Genomic DNA, 16,199 nt, shown 5'->3' with positions numbered 1-16,199 from the left:
TGCCTCGGCGTGCCGCCGAAGGTGCCGGAAAATTCTTCGCGGACAGCGATGAGTTCCGCTCCCGGCGACGGTCACCACCCCGAACCGACCGTCGGACAGGAGGGCCCATGTCGCTTCCGGAGATCGTCTCGCGCGAGCAGTGGCGCGCGGCGCGCGAGGAGTTGCTGCGCAACGAGGAGGCGGTCCGACGGGCGCGCGAGGCACTCGTCGCGCAGCGGCGGCGGCTGCCCATGGTCGAGGTCGACACGGAGTACGTCTTCGAGGGCGGCGACGGCAAGGCCACCCTCCTCGACCTCTTCGAGGGCCGGTCCCAGCTCATCGTGCACCACTTCATGTTCGCCCCGGAGTGGCGGACCGGCTGTCCGTGCTGCTCGGCCTTCCTGGACCAGCTCGGCCACCTCGCCCATCTGCGCGCCCGGAACACCGCGTTCGCGTCCGTCTCCCGGGCCCCGTTCACCCGCATCCTGCCGTTCAAGGCACGGATGGGCTGGGCGGTGCCCTGGTACTCGTACGCGGCGTCCAACGGCGACTTCAACCGCGACTTCGAAGCCACCGTGGAGTCGGACCGGGGCCCGGTCGAGCGCGCGGGCATCAGCTGTTTCCTGCGCGACCACGACCGGGTCTTCCACACCTACTCGGCCTTCGACGACGGGCTGGACGGCGCCTGCACCATCGCCGGCCTGCTCGACCTCACCGCGCTGGGCCGCAGCCCCGCCGGCAGCGACCGGCTCCGGCTGCACGACGAGTACGACTGACGAGTACGACTACTGACACGAAGCATGCGATTCGCCTACGCAATGTGTGCGCTTCAAGCCGTAACGTGAACGGGTTTTTCTGATTCGCGCCGAACGAGTGTAGGTAATGTCTCAGTGCCATCACTGAGCGAAGCGTTCGCCGTCCCCAGGGCGTTAACTCCTCCAAGAGTGACGCTTTCTGGAGGTGCGCGATGGTGAACGGGCGAACGGTGCTCGAGCGCTTTCCCGCCGGCGGTCCGCGGGGATCCTGGCCCGCGGAGGAGTTCGCGTACGCGCGGCGTATGGAAGGCCTGCCCGCCGAGGTCGTCATGGACCTCGCGACGGACACGTTCCTGGTGATCGTGCGCGGCGGCGACGGCTCGGAGTGACCGCCCGGAGGTTCGGACGCACGGGCTTACGCCGAGACCGCCCGCGACCAGTCCGGGGCCGTGCCGAGCACCCGGCACAGGGCCAGGTACAGCGGGATCGGCGGGGTGTACGGGACCGTGCCCTCGGGGCGGTGGACGAGCCGCGCGGGTCCGGTGACCAGCGCGCCGGGGGCGTACCGGGCCGGAGCCGGCCAGGGCAGGGCGTAGTCGGAGTCCGACGGAACGATCCACCACCACTGCGCGCCGTCGGTGTACACACAGCCCAGCCGGGGCAGCCGCGGTACGACCAGCGGGCCGAGGCGGTCCGGCACGGCCACGGCGTCACAGCCCAGAGGGGCCGTCATGCCCTCGGGCAGCAACAGCCGACGGGGTGCGTCCGGGACGGGCCGCCGGCGTTGCAGCCGTACGAGCGTGTCGAGACCGATCGCGCGCTCGGAGCCGGAACCGGCGCCGGAAGCCGGGCCGTTGTGCTCCGCGCCCGTGCTGTCGGGTCCGCCGCCGGTCACGGCCGCTCCCCGGTGCGGCGCTGTTCGGGGGCCCGGTGCAGCGGCTGGTGCCGAGGGCGGTCCGGGGACCGGTGCTGGTGGGGCTCCGACACGCCGTGCCGGTGCTGCTCGGATATCCCGAGGCGGTGCTGCTCGGACACCGGGTGCACCCGGTACTCGGCCGTCGCGGGCCGGTGCTGCCGCTCGGGCGACCGGGACGGCGACTGTTCCGGAGTCCCCTCGCTCCCACGGCCGAGCGGCTCCGCGGACATGCGGTCGTCGCGGCGGGGCTGCTCGGGGATCCCGCGTTTCCCGTGGACCTCGTCGGCGGGGCGCTCCGCGTCCTCGTGACTGGCCCCGGCCGGGCCGTCCTCGCGGGTGTCGGCAGGCCGGCCCGGCTTCGGGCGAGCACCCCAGCCGAGGTCGTTGCACGGCTCGGCGGTGTCGTGGGCCGCGTCGCTCCGGCGCGGCAGGTCGGCCCAGACCAGCAGGCCGGAGCCGTGCTCCTGCGCACCCCAGGCCCGGCACAACGCGTCGACGAGAAACAATCCCCTCCCGTGCTCCTCGTCCGGCCGCTGCGGGGACGGGTGGGGTTCGCCGGGAGCGCAGCCCTCGTCGAGGACGGCCATGCGCACGATGTCCTCGTGATCGTGCAGCTCGCACACGACATGGCTGCTCGCGGTGTGCACGATCGCGTTCGTGACCAGCTCGGAAATGACCAGGACCGCGCTGTCGCAGGTGTCCGCGCCGACGGACCAGCCGGTCAGCCGGGCATGCGCCAGGCGTCTCGCCTGGGCGACGGAACCCGGATGTGCGGCCAGCTCGAAGCGGAACCGGCGCTCGGCAGCGCCCCACCGGGGGGCCGCTCCCGACGCGGCACCGAGACCGGAACGGTCTGCGGCGGCATCTGTTCCTAAGGGCGCGGACGGAATCACGCTTGCCACTATCTCCCCGCCGTGAACACTTGGCAAGTGTCACTCTGAAAATTGCAGAGTGCTGTGTGACTCGGTCAGAGGCCGTGGCACACTGCTCGCAACAGCACGTCGAGCGGCGCCAATTGGGGTCATCGGAGATCCGCCCCGGTCTTCGAATGAGTCTTCGAATGGCGCCGCAGGGCTGTCGGGAGAGAGCGCGGTGTCAGGTGGAGTGGTGGGGCTTTCGGTGGATTCCGTGGAGGTGACAGCGTGAGCGAGCCGCGGTCCGCGCCGACGGTGGGCCAGGTGGTCCTCGGCCGGCGCCTGCTGGACCTGCGGGAACGCGCCGGGCTGAAGCGCGAGGAGGCCGCCCGCGTGCTGCGCGTCGCCCCCGCCACCGTCCGCCGTATGGAGATGGCCGAGGTCGCTCTCAAGATCCCGTACCTGCAACTGCTGCTCAAGGCGTACGGCGTGCCGGACGACGAGGCCGACGTGTTCGTCCAGCTCGCCGAAGAGGCCAACAAACCCGGCTGGTGGCAGCGGTTCCACGACATCCTGCCGGGCTGGTTCTCGATGTACGTCAGCCTGGAGGGCGCGGCCGGCCTGATCCGCTCGTACGAGCCGCACTTCGTCCCCGGCCTGCTCCAGACCGAGGACTACGCGCGCGGTGTGCTCAAGTCCGGTGCCATCGGCCAGACCAGCCCGGACGACATCGAACGGCACGTCGCGCTGCGCATGCAACGTCAGAGCCTGCTCAGCCGTTCCGACGCCCCCCGCTTCTGGGCGGTGATGGACGAGACCGCCCTGCGCCGGCAGGTCGGCGGCCCGGAGGTGATGCGCGCGCAGATCGACAAGTTGCTGGAGGCGACGAAGCTGCCCCATGTGACGCTCCAGGTGGCCCCGTTCGCCCACGGGCCGCACCCGGGGACGTACGGGCCCTTCGTGCTGTTCCGATTTGCCATGTCAGAACTGCCGGACATGGTCTACAGCGAGTACCTGACCGGCGCGGTCTACCTGGACGCGCGCACCGAGGTGGCGACCCACCTTGAGGTCATGGACCGCATGGCGGCGCAGGCCGCTACGGCACAACGCACGAAGGAGATCCTCCAGGATCTCCGCAAGGAGCTGTGAATGGATCGCATCAAGCCGCGCGGACACGTCTACAACGGCATGCCCGCGCGGGAGCTGGGCAGCGAGGGGTGGCACAAGCCCTGGAGCGGCGGCAACGGCGGCAACTGCCTGGAGGCGATGAAGCTGGCCGACGGCCGGATCGCCGTACGCCAGTCCACCGACCCGGACGGGCCGGCGCTGATCTACACCACGGACGAGATGACCGCCTTCATCGAGGGCGCCAAGGCGGGGGAGGCCGACTTCCTGCTGTCCTGAGCCTGCCCCTGTTTCTCGTTGTTCAGCCGACTTCCTTACCCTGGCACCGACTTGACCCTGCTCTTGACCTTGCCCTTGGCCACGGTCATCCCCCCGAACCTTGCTCGTCCCGCCCCCGGGTAGCCACCTGATGACGACCCGCGCGTCGGCCGGCTCCGTCCCGCAGGAGTCGGCGCCGCCCCGCAGGAGTCGGCCACCCCACAGAAGTCGGCGGCCGCCGTCGAGAAGCCCCTTCCGGCCGGCGTCCCCCTCGCCCGCGCCGCCGTCCCTCACCCCGGTGGCAGCACCGCGCACAGCGCCTCCAGCGCCGCGCCGTAGGCGTGCTCGGCAGGGGCCGCGTACCCGACCACCAGCCCATCGCCCGCCGTCGGCTCGCCCTGCGGATGACGGAACGCCGCAAGGCCGTCCAGGGCGACGCCCTGCCACGCGGCGGCCTTCACCGTCGACCGTTCGGTGCCCGGCGGCAGCCGCAGAACGGCATGCAGACCGGCCGCGAGGCCCGTCACCTCGACGTGCGGCGCGTGCGCCGCGAGCGCGGCCACGAGCCGGTCGCGCCGGTGCCGGTAGCGCTGCCGCATGCGCCGCACATGACGGTCGTACGCCCCGGAGACGATGAACTCCGCGAGCGCGAGCTGGTCCAGGACACTCGCCCAGGCCTCCCGCTCACCCTTCGCCGCGAGCACCGGCCCGACGTACCGCTCCGGCAGCACCATCCAGCCCAGCCGCAGCGCCGGCGACAGGCTCTTGCTGACCGAGCCGATATGGATCACACGCTCCGGATCGAGGCCCTGGAGCGCGCCGACGGGCCTGCGGTCGTAGCGGAACTCTCCGTCGTAGTCGTCCTCCAGCACCACCGTCCCCCGCGCGCGTGACCAGTCGATCACGGCCGCCCGGCGCTCCGGGTGCAGCGGCCCTCCGGTCGGGAACTGGTGCGCGGGCGTGAGCAGCACGGCCCGCTCCCGCCCGAGGGCGTCCACGCGCGCGCCGTCCTCGTCCAACGGCAGCGGCACCGTGCGCACCCCGGCCGTCGCGAGCAGCTCCCGGTGGAAGCCCAGCCCGTACGCCTCCACACCCAGCGGACCGCGCAGCACTCCGCCCGCACCCTGCCCGAACAGCAGCCGCAGCGCGTGCGCGAAACCCGAGCAGACGACGATCCGGTCCGGCTCGGTGCGCACTCCACGCGCGCGTGCCAGATATTCCGCCAGCGCCTCGCGCAGCTCCCGGCGCCCGGCCGGATCCCCGGGCCCGAACGCCTCGCTCGGCGCCACCTGCACCGCCCGCCGGTACGCGGCCGCCCACGCTGCCCGCGGGAACGCCGACGCGTCCGGCGCGCCCTGCTGCAGGTCGTGCCGCGGCCCACGCGCGCGTACGGGCGCTCTCGCCGGTGTCCGTACGGCACCCCGCAGCGGCTCCGCCCGGTCGGCCACCCGGGTGCCCGACCCCTGCCGGGCGGTCAGCCAGCCCTCCGCGACCAGCTCGGCGTACGCGTCCGCCACCGTGTTGCGGGCCACGCCCAGATCCGCGGCGAGCGAGCGGTACGGCGGCAGGCGGGTGCCCGGAGCCAGCCGCCCACTGCGCACGGCCTCCCGCAGCGCCCGGATCAGCGCGGCCCGCCGACCGCCCGGACCCGACAGCTCCAGATGCAGGTCGACGCCGATCCGCTCGGCCGGATTGACCCATGATTCCGTCATGAAAATGCACCCTACAACCGGTCTTTCCGGCTCGTAGGTTGAAGCCATGACGACGCACACGATCACCAACACCGCCCATGTGACCAGCGCGGTCACCGCCGCCGGGGCCGCCCGTACCCGACTCGACCTCGCGAGGTCCGCGCCGAAGGTCTTCCGCGCCATCGTCGGCTTCGACGCCGCCGCCCGCGAGGGCCTCGACCCCGCGCTGGTCGAGCTGATCCAGATCCGCGCCTCGCACCTCAACCACTGCGCCTACTGCCTGCACATGCACACCAACGACGCCCGCAAGGCCGGCGAGAGCGAGGACCGGCTCCACATGGTCGCCGTCTGGCGCGAGGCACGGCACTTCTTCACCCCGAAGGAACAGGCCGCCCTCGCCCTGACGGAGGCCGTGACCCTGGTCGCCGGCGGAGGCGTCCCCGACACGGTCTACGCCGAGGCCGCCGCCCGGTTCGACGAGCAGGAACTGGCCCATGTCCTCGCCCTGATCCTCATGATCAACACCTGGAACCGGGTCGCCCTGTCGACGGGCAAGGTGGCGGGCACGGACGAGCGCAAGGGCTGACCGCCCGCCCGTCGTCGCGCCGGTCCACCACGACGGCGCACGGTGCACGGCGCGTCCCGGTGGTGCCGGACCGTCCACCGGCACAGCCGGGAACGACGAACGGTCACGACAACCGTCGGCCGAGGGCTACACCCTCATCGGCCGGTCTCCCGGAGAGACCGGCGCGGGCAGGCGCCAAGCGCCCGTCAGATAGTGGTCGACGGCCGCCGCCACCGCCCGGCCCTCCGCGATCGCCCAGACGATGAGCGACTGGCCGCGTGCCGCGTCCCCGGCGGCGAACACCCCGGGGACGTTGGTCGCGAAGCCGTCGTCCCGGGCGATCGTGCCGCGCGGAGTGAGCGCCAGCCCCAACTGCGCGATCATCCCGTCCTCCTGGTCCGGCCCGGAGAACCCGAGGGCGAGCAGCACGAGGTCGGCCGGGAGCGTCCGCCCGGTGCCCTCCACCGGCTCCCGCCGCTCGTCGACCTCCACCACGTGCAGCGACCGCACCCGCCCGCTCTCGTCCCCGGCGAAGTGGAGCGTGGACGCCGCGAACAGTCGCGCGTCCGCGTCCGCCGCCGGAGCCGTACGCAGATCCCGCGCCTCCTCGTGCGCGGCCGACAGCCGGTAGACCTTCGGGTACGTCGGCCACGGCTCGGTGTCCTCGTCCCGCTCGGCATCCGGCTGCGCGTAGATGTCCAGCTGGGTCACGGACGCGGCCCCCTCGCGCACCGCGGTACCCAGACAGTCCGCTCCCGTGTCCCCGCCGCCGACGATCACGACGTGCCGACCGGCCGCCGACAGCGGTGATACCTCCAGATCCCCCTCGCACACCCGATTGGCCAGCGGCAGATACTCCATCGCCTGGTGTATTCCGTCCAACGCCCGGCCCGGCACCGGAAGTTCCCGCCACGCCGTGGCCCCCGTGGCGACGACGACCGCGTCGTACCGCCCGCGCAGCTCCACCGCCCCGACATCCCGCCCGACCACCGTCGACGTGCGGAACTTGGTCCCCTCGGCCCGCATCTGCCCGATCCGCCGCTCCAGATGGCGCTTCTCCATCTTGAACTCGGGGATGCCGTACCGCATCAGCCCGCCGAGCCGGTCGTCCCTCTCGTACACCGCGACCGTGTGTCCGGCCCGCGTCAGCTGCTGCGCCGCCGCAAGCCCGGTGGGCCCGGAGCCGATGACGGCGACCGTCATCCCCGACAGCCGCTCCGGCGGCCGTGCCGGGACGAAACCCTCCTCCCAGGCCCGGTCGGCGATCGCGCACTCGACGTTCTTGATGGTCACGGCCGGCTGGTTGATCGCCAGCACGCACCCCGCCTCGCACGGCGCCGGGCACAACCGCCCGGTGAACTCGGGGAAGTTGTTCGTCGCGTGCAGCCGGTCGCTCGCCGCCCGCCAGTCCTCCCGCGAGACCAGGTCGTTCCACTCGGGGATCAGATTCCCCAGCGGGCACGCGTCGTGGCAGAAGGGGACGCCGCAGTCCATGCAGCGGTCGGCCTGTTTGCTGATGATGGGCAGCAGCGCGCCCGGGACGTACACCTCGTCCCAGTCCCGTACCCGTTCCTCGACGGGCCGCCGCGGCCACTCCTGGCGCGGCGTGGTCATGAAACCCTTGGGATCGGCCATGATCGTCGCCACTCTTCCGGCACTCTTCCGGCCACGATACGTCCGTACCGTGGACCGCGCAGAGCGGCGGAGAGCGCTTTCCCGCGCGCCCTCGGAGACGGGTCCGGGGGAGGGGCGGGTCAGGCGGTCGGCCAGCGGTGGGGCAGGTCAGGTGAGGGCCAGGACGTAGACGAGGGCCGACGCGGCGGAGGCGGCGGTACGCACGTGGTTCCAGAACGTCCACTCGCGCACATACACCGGCCAGTACACCGCGGCCTCCGGCGCACCCGGGGTCAACCGGGCCAGCCTGTCGTTGCGGGGCGCGTTCGCGACCACCGTCAGTCCGAACGAGCCGAACAGATACAGCGTGCTGCCCAGCAGCAGCTCGACCGTCCCGTCGCCCGGCCACACCACGAACGTCACCACCGCGATCATCGCGCTCAGCACCGCCGCGCCCCCGAACACCGTCATGAAAGGGGGCCGCACCGCGGCCACGTTGATCGCCTTCATCGCCGCGACCCCCTGTGCGGGCGGCAACGCCGCGAGCCCCCGCATCACGAAGACCGAGAAGGCACAGAAGACCCCGGCCATCAGCCCGGTGCCGAGAACACCCGCCACGACCAGCACGAAGAACGGCCCGTCGATCATCCCCACGCCCTCATCCCGTCTCGTCCCGCCCACCGGGCCGGGCCCGGCAGCACCGTCACCTCCAGCCGACGCCCAGGACGGCGCACCGACCATGGCCGAACCGCCCGCCTCCATAAGCAGGCGTCTCCCTCGAACGCCCTCCCTCCGCTCGTCCTCTTCCGCTCATCCGACGTCCGCGTCCGCGCCCTGCCACGCCCGCAGCACCGCCTCCACGGCCGGGGCGATCCGGCGCCGTGCCTCGTACCGCGGCACCCCGCTCATCAGCAACTGGTCGTACGGCGTGTCCACGTGCCGCACGGCCGCCACGACCGCCGAGATCACCGCCCCCTCCGTCAGCGCCCGCCCCGCCGCACTGCGCCCGACCCGCCCACTGCCCCGCACGGACGCGTGCGCCGCGACGGCACGGGCCCGCTCGGCCGGGCAGCGCGGGAACAGCCGGAGGATCTCGGCCGCGAACGCCGCCACGAACCGCTCGTCCTCCACCGCCCTGCGCCGCGCGTCCCGCGCCCGCCGCCGGCGCCGGGCCTCGGCGTCCGCCAGACAACGGGCCTCCGCCCGGGCCAGCGCCTCCTCCTCCACGAGCACGCCCTGCCGCTCGTAGCGACTCCTGCGCCGGTTGAAGCGCACCACCACCGCCGACAGCGCGCTCTCCTCCCGCGATCTGCGGGTCAGCGCCGTGTCACCGCGCGACAGGAACACCAGGTGCCCGAGGTCGGCACAGTCCAGACAGCGCGGTGCCCCGTCCTCCAGCACGAGCAGCGACAGCGGCCCGCCCCGGCAGACGGAACAGCGCTTGCGCTTGGCGCTCTGGACGACCACAAGCCGCCCGGGGGAGTGGGGAGTTGGCATCGAGGGAAGGCCCATACGCGGTACTTTCCCCGCCACCGCCGCCTGACTCCGTGTCCTTGCCTGCCGTCCTCCCTACCTCCTCCCGTCGCGCACGTTGAACACCGAGACCCGCGCACGGTGCCGTACGGGCGTCTCGATCTCGTCCACCACCGCCACCGCGAGATCGGCGTACGACAGCCACGGCTCACCATCGCCATCACCGTCACTGTCGCTCTGCTCACCGCTCTCGCCCGCCCCGACGGGCACCCGCTCCCCGCCGACGCGGTACCGCCCCGTCCGTGGCCCGCCGTGCTCCAGGAACCCGGCCGGTGTCAGCATCACCCAGTCGACGGGTCCGCCCCCGCGCTCCCGCAGCCGGTCCAGCCCGGCGGTGTGCGCCAGCGCGAAGGGCCGCAGCGCCGACGGGAAGGCCGCCGGGTCGTCCAGCACCATCCGTCCGTCCGTGCCGAGCAGGTTCGCACCGAGCCCCACGGCGACGAGCCGCGTCACCCCGGCCGTGCCGAGCCCGTCGAGCAGCGCGTCGGCGGCCTGCACGAAGAACCCCGGGTCCACCGCGTCGACCCGGTCGTCCGGCCCGCCCGCCGGTGAGACGGCATGCACGGCACCGACATGCCCGGCGGCGACCCTGGCGACCGACCCGGCGTCCAGGACGTCACCGCGCACGACCGTCACGCCCCGCGCACCCAGATCCGGATACCGTGCCGGCTCCCGCACCACCGCCGTCACCGTCAGACCCCGGGCCCGCGCCTCGGCCGTCACCGCCCGCCCGGCCCGGCCTCCAGCACCGAAGACCACGATCCTGCCCATCCCCAACCTCCGTGTCCTGCCCGGTTGTTCGTGTCGGACCAGGACGTTAGAGAGCGGACCCCCGGTTACTTCAACGGTATCGGCGCTACCCTCGACGCATGCCCGACGCACCCTGCAGGACGACCGACGGTCTTCGGCGGACAGCCGATGTGTCTCGGGAGACGGCCGATGCTCTTCGGCGGGCAGCCGACGCGTCTCGCGGGATGTCGGGCATCTCTCGCGGGATACCGGACGTGTCTCGGGGGACGGCGGGCGCGGTGCGGCCCGGCGCCGGGACGCCGGACGCCGACCGGCCCGCGCCTCTCGATCCCGACATGTTCCACCCCCTCTGTCCGTCGTCCGTGATGCCGGTCCGCGTGGGCGACAAGTGGGCCGGCATGGTGATCCGCTGCCTCCAGGACGGCCCGCGCCGCTTCGGCGAACTGCGGGTCCCGCTCAAGGCCGTCACCCCAAAGGTCCTCAGCGAGACCCTGCGCGCCATGGAGCGCGACGGCCTGATCACCCGCACCCCCTACGACGAGAACCCCCCGCGCGTCGAATACGCCCTCATCTCTCTCGGCCGCACCCTGATCCCGCTCCTCGACGCGGCCCGTGCCTGGAGCGAGACCCATCTCCCGTCCCTCCTGGCGGCCCGGCAGACAGCTGCGGCCGACGCTGCCGCTGCCGCGGCGGACCAGGACTGAACCCGCCGCTCGCCGCCGAGCAGCCCGCCACCGACCACAGCGCGCCCCCGTCCCCGTCCTCGGCAGGCGTCCCGTTCCGGTAAGCGCCCCGTCCTTGGCAGGCACTCCGTCCCAGGCAGGCGCTGCCGTCCCGCTCTCGGCCACCCGGCATCATGGGCCGTGTGCGACTCGAAGCGATCACCTGGGACCGGCTTGCCGAGCTGCTTGCCGACCGGCTGGCCGGTGCGGAGCCGGCCGACGGAGGCGCCTGGCCGCGCGTCGGCTTCGACGGTGCCCCGGCCGCCCGCCCCGGAGACCTGGCCGAACGCGTCGGCGAGGCGCTGCGCGTGCGCGGCCGGCCCTCGCTCGTGGTCGGTACCGAGGGCTTCCTCCGGCCCGCCTCGCTGCGCCTCGAACACGGCCGGCGGGACGCGGAGTCGTACTTCGGCGGATGGTTCGACACCGGCGCCCTGTGGCGCGAGGTCTTCGGGCCGCTCGACCCCGGAGGCAGCGGGCGCGTCCTGCCCGACCTGTGGGACCCGGCCACCGACCGCGCCACCCGCAGCACCTACGTCCAACTCCCGCCCGGCGGGATCCTGTTGCTCCACGGCCCCCTCCTGCTCCACCACTGGTTCCCCTTCGACCTGACCGTGCACCTCCTCCTCTCCCCGGCCGCTCTGCGCCGCCGTACCCCGGAAGCCGACCACTGGACGCTGCCCGCCTTCGAGCGCTACGCCTCCGAGACGGATCCCGCCGGCACGGCGGACGTCCTGGTGCGCGCCGACGACCCGCGCCATCCCGCCTGGAGCGGCTGACCCGAGTGGCCCGTCGAGCCGGTCGACGGGTCCCTGCGGCTCTCCCCGGCGCTTCTCCCCGGCTGTTTCTCCCGCCGCTTGTGCCGCTTGCCGCTGCCCGCCTGTCGCTGCCTGGTGCCGCTCAGAGCCAGCCGTTGCGCCGGAAGCCCCGGTACAGCACCACGCACGCTCCCGCCATGACGGCCATGGCCAGCGGATATCCGAACTGCCAGTGCAACTCGGGCATGTGGTCGAAGTTCATGCCGTACACACCACACACCATCGTCGGAACGGCGATGATCGCGGCCCAGGCGGTGATCTTCCGCATGTCCTCGTTCTGCGCGACGGTCACCTGCGCGAGGTGTGCCTGGAGGATGGAGTTGAGCAGTTCGTCGAAGGCGGCGATCTGCTCCTTGGCCCGGATCAGATGGTCGAGCACATCGCGGAAGTAGGCCTGTATCTCCGGCGGGACGACCCGTATGGGCCGGGTGGCCAGGTCCTCCACCGGGCGGCTCAGCGGCACCACCGCCCGCTTCAGCTCCAGCAGTTCGCGCTTCATCTGATAGATGCGGCCGGGGTCGAGCCGAGCGCCGTTCTCCGAGAACACGTCCGTCTCGACCTGGTCGATGTCGGCCTGCACCGCGTCCGTGACGCTCAGGTAGTCGTCCACGACATGGTCGGCGATCGCGTGCAGCACCGCCGCCGGCCCCTTCGACAACTGGTGCGGATGCGCCTCCAGCTCCTCGCGCAGCGGGCCCAGCGAGCCGTGCCGGCCGTGTCGCACCGTGATGACGAAGTCCTCGCCGACGAACACCATGATCTCGCCGGTGTTCACCACTTCGCTGGTCGCCGTCAGCCGTTCGTGCTCGACGTAGCAGACGGTCTTGAAGACCGCGAAGAGCGTGTTGCCGTAATGCTCCAGCTTCGGGCGCTGATGGGCCTCGACCGCGTCCTCCACCGCCAGCGGATGCAGGTCGAACAGCTCCGCGATCCCGGCGAACTCACGGTCCGTCGGCTCGTGCAGCCCCAGCCAGACGAAGCCCTCGCCGGTCTTGCGCACCATCTTCACGGCGTCCACGAGGTCGTGGCAGGTCGGGACCCGCACGCCGTCCTGATACGTCACGCAGTTGACCACCGAGGACCCGAGCGGTGATCTGGCGGGATGGCTCAGGTCCACGCGCGGCTGCCGCCGGGCCAGCCGCGCCACCTTGCGCAGGCCGGAGGCTTTGCCCAGTCCCGTGACCTTGCGCAGATTCCCTGCCATGGACATCTGGGTCTCCTCGCTCGGATCTCCTCGCGTAACGCTTTTCGCGCCTTGCCCGAGCAGTTTGCCAGGCGAGAGCAAAACGCGGGTGAGCCTGTGGGAACACAAGGTTCCGCTTGGTTCCCGCCTGTGGACAAAGGGCCGGCTCCGCCGGTCTCCCGCGCTCGCAGCGTGGGCGGATCCGGACAAGCCGGGTGGGATGATCCTCACATGACGCGATCCGACGGGTACCTTCTGGACAACCGGCAGAACGAGGCGGGACAGCGCTTCGACGCCTTCGCCACGCTCTTCGACCCGACGACCTTCCGGCACATCGAGGGCCTCGGTATCGGACCGGGGTGGCGCTGCTGGGAAGTCGGGGCCGGCGGCACCTCCGTGGTGTCCTGGCTCGCCGAGAAGGTCGGCCCCGCCGGCAAGGTCGTCGCCACCGACATCGACACCTCGCTGATCGCCGCCGCGGCCCACCCGCCGGTCGAGGTTCGCGTCCACGACGTGGGCACCGAGGAACCGCCGGCCGAGGGCTTCGACCTGGTCCACGCCCGGCTCGTGCTCGTCCATGTCCCGGACCGCGAAAGGGCGTTGCGGTCCATGATCCAGGCGCTGCGCCCCGGCGGCCTGCTGCTGGTCGAGGACGCGGACCCTGCCCTCCAACCTCTGATCTGCCCCGACGAGTACGGCCCCGAGCAGCGGCTCGCCAACCGGCTGCGCCAGGGCTTCCGCAAGCTTCTCGCCGAACGGGGCGCCGACCTCTCGTACGGCCGCAGGCTGCCGCGCCTGCTCCGCGAGGCCGGGCTGAGCGAGGTGGCGGCCGACGCGTACTTCCCGATGACCTCGCCCGCGTGCACCGCGCTGGAGGCCGCGACCGTCCGTCAGATCCGCAGCCGCCTCGTCGCCGCCGGACTCGCCACCGACGAGGAGATCGACCAGCACCTGGCCCACGTCGAGACCGGCTCCATGGACCTGGCCACCGCACCGATGATCTCGGCGTGGGGGAGGAAGGCGTAGGAGACGGCGCGGGGCAAGGCGTCGGGGACGCGGGCGACCGTACGGCCTGGGCCGCCGCAATCACCCCTACGGGCGGACAGAGCCCGGGCTGTCCGCCGAGCGGGCCATGGCCCGCGACCGGTCGGGGCCCGGCGGCCATGGCCCGGGATCGATCAGGGCCCGAGCTGTCCGCAGGCCCCGGCAATCGGCGTCCTGTGGCGCTTGTCCGGGCGTTCGCGGCATCGGGGACCTGCGGAGCGCACACGGCGCCGACGTAGCCCGGCCGCGGCCGTCCGAGCGTGCGTGGCACCGGGCCGTCGCCACAGCGGCTGGGCCATCTGCGGCGCCCTGCGACGTCGCCAGGCCATGCGCGTCGCATGGCCATGCACGCCGCCCGGCATCTCGCCGCAGCCGCCCCGGCCTGCTCTGCCCCCTGGACCCGCCGCACCCGCCCGACATGCACCATCTGCGGTACCCGCCGCAGTGATCCGGGAGTGCGCAGAGTCCAGCTTCCGTCACGGTCGACCGAACGTGCACTGTGGCCGGTGGCCCCTGCTGACGGCCCCGCCTCCTACCCCCGCCGCCGGCTGGCCGACGTCTAGGCGCCGCTCCCCGGAATCGGTGGTCTGGCCCCCACTCGGCCCACCGCTCGCGCGCCCGCCCGGCAGCCCTGGGCCGCCGCCTCCTGCGGATCCGCGCCCGCGAGCAGGGCGGCGAGGAACGCGCCGGTGAAGGCGTCGCCGGCGCCCGTGGTGTCCCGGGGGACCGCCGGTGACGCCGGGATGTGCGTCGGCGCGGCGCCGGAACGGGCCACCAGGGCCCCGTCCGCGCCCGCCTTGGCCACCACCAGCGGCACCAGACGGCTCAGCTTGGCCGCCGCGTCCGCCGGATCCTGCAGGCCGGTCAGCAGGCATGCCTCGTCCCGGCTGGGCAACAGCACGTCCAGCTCCTCCGCGAACGCGAGGAACCGGTCCACGCCCAGCCGCGTCAGGAAGCCGGCGGAGGCCGGATCCAGACTGACGGGCACTTCACGCGCGCGTGCCGCCGCGAGTGCGGTACGTGCCAGAGCCCTGCTCGGCTCGGTGAACAGCAGATAGCCCGACAGGTGCAGCCGGGCGACCCCGTCGAGCAACGCGTCGGACCAGTCGTCGGGTTCGAGCCGCAGAGAAGCCCCGCTGTCCGTGAGGAACGTGCGCTCGGCCGCGGCTCCCGTGTCGACGAGGCAGATCACCGTCCCGCTCGCCGCCTCCGGATCGACCACCAGCCGGGGCTGTACACCGGCGGCGAGCAGCTCCCGCTCGTGCCAAGCGGCCGTGTCCGCGCCCACCCGTCCCAGCAGCCGTACGTCCGCACAGCCCGCGTGGGCGGCCCAGCAGGCCACGTTCGCGCCCGCCCCGCCGGGCAGCGTACGGATCGAGGCGACCGTGTCGGTGCCGGCCGCGAGCGGCCCCCGGTGCCGGGCGACCACGTCCGTGATCACGTCCCCGACGACCAGCAGGGCCCCGTTCCGACGCGTGGTCACTCCCTGGTCCAGGCCGTGGCGATCCGAGCCGCCAGCCGTACGTTGCCGCGCACGGCCGCCAGATTGGCGCTCAGGGACGCGCCGTCCGTGTGCCGGACCAGGTAGTCCAGCAGGAACGGGGTCACGGCCTGCCCGCTGACGCCCTGCTCCGCGCAGGCCCGCAGCGCGTCGGCGAGCACGCGCGCGTGCAGCTCGGGATCGAGCTGTTCCGCCTCCGGGACGGGGTTGGCGACGATCAGCGCCGACTCCACGGCGCCCAACGCGTCCTGGGCCCGCATGACCTCGGCGACCTCGTCCGGGCCGTGCAGGGTCCAGTCGACGGGATGCCCCGAGTCGGAGAGGTAGAAGCCGGGGAAACGGTCCGTGCCGTACCCCGCCACGGCCACGCCGAGGGTCTCCAGCCGCTGGAGCGTCGCCGGCACGTCCAGGATCGACTTCACGCCCGCGCAGACCACCGTGATCCTCGTGCGCGCCAGCAGCCCCAGATCGGCCGACTCGTCCTGTGTCACCGTCCACTCCCGGTGCACACCGCCCAGCCCGCCCGTGGCGAACACCCGGATGCCCGCGAGCGCGGCCAGCTGCGCCGTGGCCGACACCGTGGTCGCCCCGCTCGCCCGCGCGGCCACGGCGAGTGGCAGGTCGCGGTGGCCCAGCTTGCGGATCCCGTCCTCGTTCGCGACGCGCTCCAGCTGCTCCTTGTCCAGCCCGACATGAGGGCGTCCGTCCAGGACGGCGATGGTCGCCGGTACGGCGCCCTCCCGCCGCACCGTGTCCTCCAGCTCCCGCGCCACGTGCAGATTGCGGGGACGAGGCAGGCCGTGCGCGATGATCGTGGACTCCAGGGCCACCACCGGCCGCCGCGCGTCGATCGCTTCCCGGACCTCTTCCGACACCACGAGCACCACGCGCATC

The 16,199-nt window shown here is 72.9% G+C and carries 18 protein-coding genes; 8 read left to right on the top strand and 10 right to left on the bottom strand.

Features of this window, described 5'->3' with window-relative positions; all coding sequences use genetic code 11:
- Positions 1–107 precede the first annotated feature (107 nt).
- Together AC4OXY_RS16415 and AC4OXY_RS16410 are read left to right on the top strand one after the other, a co-directional pair.
- Positions 108–755, top strand: coding sequence for a DUF899 domain-containing protein (locus AC4OXY_RS16415; protein ID WP_356021238.1), 648 nt, complete (start codon positions 108–110; stop codon positions 753–755).
- Between the two features lie 191 nt (positions 756–946).
- Complete coding sequence (locus AC4OXY_RS16410; RefSeq protein ID WP_356021240.1) at positions 947–1,123, top strand: DUF8839 family protein; 177 nt, start codon at positions 947–949, stop codon at positions 1,121–1,123.
- 26 nt (positions 1,124–1,149) lie between these two features.
- On the opposite strand, the gene AC4OXY_RS16405 is transcribed toward AC4OXY_RS16410, so the two are convergent.
- Positions 1,150–1,548, bottom strand: coding sequence for a hypothetical protein (locus tag AC4OXY_RS16405; RefSeq protein ID WP_356021354.1), 399 nt, complete (start codon positions 1,546–1,548; stop codon positions 1,150–1,152).
- Between the two features lie 77 nt (positions 1,549–1,625).
- Complete coding sequence (locus AC4OXY_RS16400; RefSeq protein ID WP_402063382.1) at positions 1,626–2,543, bottom strand: ATP-binding protein; 918 nt, start codon at positions 2,541–2,543, stop codon at positions 1,626–1,628.
- 249 nt (positions 2,544–2,792) lie between these two features.
- Here AC4OXY_RS16400 and AC4OXY_RS16395 point away from each other — a divergent pair, with 249 nt between their 5' ends.
- The gene (locus AC4OXY_RS16395) at positions 2,793–3,653 is read left to right on the top strand and encodes a Sco1979 family transcriptional regulator (protein ID WP_356021242.1); all 861 of its coding nucleotides are present in this window, start codon (positions 2,793–2,795) and stop codon (positions 3,651–3,653) included.
- The gene (locus tag AC4OXY_RS16390) at positions 3,654–3,908 is read left to right on the top strand and encodes a DUF397 domain-containing protein (RefSeq protein WP_071382716.1); all 255 of its coding nucleotides are present in this window, start codon (positions 3,654–3,656) and stop codon (positions 3,906–3,908) included. It begins immediately after the preceding gene.
- Positions 3,909–4,177: 269 nt separating this feature from the next.
- Here AC4OXY_RS16390 and pdxR read toward each other — a convergent pair whose 3' ends face one another.
- Positions 4,178–5,599 (bottom strand): MocR-like pyridoxine biosynthesis transcription factor PdxR, encoded by a 1,422-nt coding sequence (gene pdxR, locus AC4OXY_RS16385; protein WP_491994128.1) that lies wholly within the window; start codon positions 5,597–5,599, stop codon positions 4,178–4,180.
- 46 nt (positions 5,600–5,645) lie between these two features.
- Between pdxR and AC4OXY_RS16380 the strand changes: the two genes are divergently transcribed.
- Positions 5,646–6,164 carry a carboxymuconolactone decarboxylase family protein gene (locus AC4OXY_RS16380; protein ID WP_491994127.1) on the top strand — a complete coding sequence of 173 codons (519 nt, stop codon included), beginning with the start codon at positions 5,646–5,648 and terminating at the stop codon, positions 6,162–6,164.
- A 126-nt stretch (positions 6,165–6,290) separates the two neighbouring features.
- Here the strand turns inward: AC4OXY_RS16380 and AC4OXY_RS16375 are convergent, their stop codons facing one another.
- From AC4OXY_RS16375 to AC4OXY_RS16360, 4 genes are all read right to left on the bottom strand, one after another.
- A complete protein-coding gene (locus AC4OXY_RS16375) occupies positions 6,291–7,778 on the bottom strand; it encodes a glutamate synthase subunit beta (protein ID WP_362819128.1) in 1,488 nt (495 codons plus the stop codon).
- Between the two features lie 147 nt (positions 7,779–7,925).
- On the bottom strand, positions 7,926–8,405 hold the full coding sequence (locus tag AC4OXY_RS16370; RefSeq protein WP_491994611.1) for an anthrone oxygenase family protein: 480 nt from the start codon (positions 8,403–8,405) through the stop codon (positions 7,926–7,928).
- Positions 8,406–8,567: 162 nt separating this feature from the next.
- Positions 8,568–9,269, bottom strand: a complete 702-nt coding sequence (locus AC4OXY_RS16365; RefSeq protein ID WP_491994126.1) for a DUF2293 domain-containing protein — start codon at positions 9,267–9,269, stop codon at positions 8,568–8,570.
- A 57-nt stretch (positions 9,270–9,326) separates the two neighbouring features.
- A complete protein-coding gene (locus tag AC4OXY_RS16360; RefSeq protein ID WP_491994125.1) occupies positions 9,327–10,061 on the bottom strand; it encodes an NAD(P)-dependent oxidoreductase in 735 nt (244 codons plus the stop codon).
- A gap of 233 nt (positions 10,062–10,294) precedes the next feature.
- Here AC4OXY_RS16360 and AC4OXY_RS16355 point away from each other — a divergent pair, with 233 nt between their 5' ends.
- Both AC4OXY_RS16355 and AC4OXY_RS16350 read left to right on the top strand, forming a co-directional pair.
- Positions 10,295–10,744: a winged helix-turn-helix transcriptional regulator gene (locus tag AC4OXY_RS16355; RefSeq protein WP_491994124.1), complete on the top strand. Its 450-nt coding sequence runs from the start codon at positions 10,295–10,297 to the stop codon at positions 10,742–10,744.
- 152 nt (positions 10,745–10,896) lie between these two features.
- Positions 10,897–11,538, top strand: a complete 642-nt coding sequence (locus AC4OXY_RS16350) for a nucleoside/nucleotide kinase family protein (RefSeq protein WP_356021257.1) — start codon at positions 10,897–10,899, stop codon at positions 11,536–11,538.
- Between the two features lie 121 nt (positions 11,539–11,659).
- Here AC4OXY_RS16350 and corA read toward each other — a convergent pair whose 3' ends face one another.
- Complete coding sequence (corA, locus tag AC4OXY_RS16345) at positions 11,660–12,787, bottom strand: magnesium/cobalt transporter CorA (RefSeq protein WP_356021260.1); 1,128 nt, start codon at positions 12,785–12,787, stop codon at positions 11,660–11,662.
- Positions 12,788–12,991: 204 nt separating this feature from the next.
- Between corA and AC4OXY_RS16340 the strand changes: the two genes are divergently transcribed.
- Complete coding sequence (locus AC4OXY_RS16340; protein ID WP_362819123.1) at positions 12,992–13,786, top strand: methyltransferase domain-containing protein; 795 nt, start codon at positions 12,992–12,994, stop codon at positions 13,784–13,786.
- A gap of 577 nt (positions 13,787–14,363) precedes the next feature.
- Here the strand turns inward: AC4OXY_RS16340 and AC4OXY_RS16335 are convergent.
- Positions 14,364–15,299, bottom strand: coding sequence for a carbohydrate kinase family protein (locus AC4OXY_RS16335; protein ID WP_491994610.1), 936 nt, complete (start codon positions 15,297–15,299; stop codon positions 14,364–14,366).
- Positions 15,284–16,192, bottom strand: coding sequence for a pseudouridine-5'-phosphate glycosidase (locus AC4OXY_RS16330; RefSeq protein WP_491994609.1), 909 nt, complete (start codon positions 16,190–16,192; stop codon positions 15,284–15,286). The genes AC4OXY_RS16335 and AC4OXY_RS16330 overlap by 16 nt, the downstream gene beginning before the upstream one ends.
- Between the last annotated feature and the right edge of the window lie 7 nt (positions 16,193–16,199).

The organism is Streptomyces sp. HUAS MG56 (assembly GCF_058673395.1).
The sequence above is the reverse complement of the archived record's forward strand: the minus strand, read 5'-3'. Positions and strand labels throughout refer to the sequence as shown.

Bases quoted from the DNA above. Each gene is read 5' to 3' on its own strand.
- corA (WP_356021260.1), bottom strand. From the start codon at position 12,787: ATGTCCATGGCAGGGAATCTGCGCAAGGTCACGGGACTGGGCAAAGCC.
- AC4OXY_RS16375 (WP_362819128.1), bottom strand. From the start codon at position 7,778: ATGGCCGATCCCAAGGGTTTCATGACCACGCCGCGCCAGGAGTGGCCG.
- AC4OXY_RS16370 (WP_491994611.1), bottom strand. From the start codon at position 8,405: ATGATCGACGGGCCGTTCTTCGTGCTGGTCGTGGCGGGTGTTCTCGGC.
- AC4OXY_RS16410 (WP_356021240.1), top strand. From the start codon at position 947: ATGGTGAACGGGCGAACGGTGCTCGAGCGCTTTCCCGCCGGCGGTCCG.
- pdxR (WP_491994128.1), bottom strand. From the start codon at position 5,599: ATGACGGAATCATGGGTCAATCCGGCCGAGCGGATCGGCGTCGACCTG.
- AC4OXY_RS16360 (WP_491994125.1), bottom strand. From the start codon at position 10,061: ATGGGCAGGATCGTGGTCTTCGGTGCTGGAGGCCGGGCCGGGCGGGCG.
- AC4OXY_RS16365 (WP_491994126.1), bottom strand. From the start codon at position 9,269: ATGGGCCTTCCCTCGATGCCAACTCCCCACTCCCCCGGGCGGCTTGTG.
- AC4OXY_RS16350 (WP_356021257.1), top strand. From the start codon at position 10,897: ATGGGCCGTGTGCGACTCGAAGCGATCACCTGGGACCGGCTTGCCGAG.
- AC4OXY_RS16340 (WP_362819123.1), top strand. From the start codon at position 12,992: ATGACGCGATCCGACGGGTACCTTCTGGACAACCGGCAGAACGAGGCG.
- AC4OXY_RS16415 (WP_356021238.1), top strand. From the start codon at position 108: ATGTCGCTTCCGGAGATCGTCTCGCGCGAGCAGTGGCGCGCGGCGCGC.
- AC4OXY_RS16390 (WP_071382716.1), top strand. From the start codon at position 3,654: ATGGATCGCATCAAGCCGCGCGGACACGTCTACAACGGCATGCCCGCG.
- AC4OXY_RS16380 (WP_491994127.1), top strand. From the start codon at position 5,646: ATGACGACGCACACGATCACCAACACCGCCCATGTGACCAGCGCGGTC.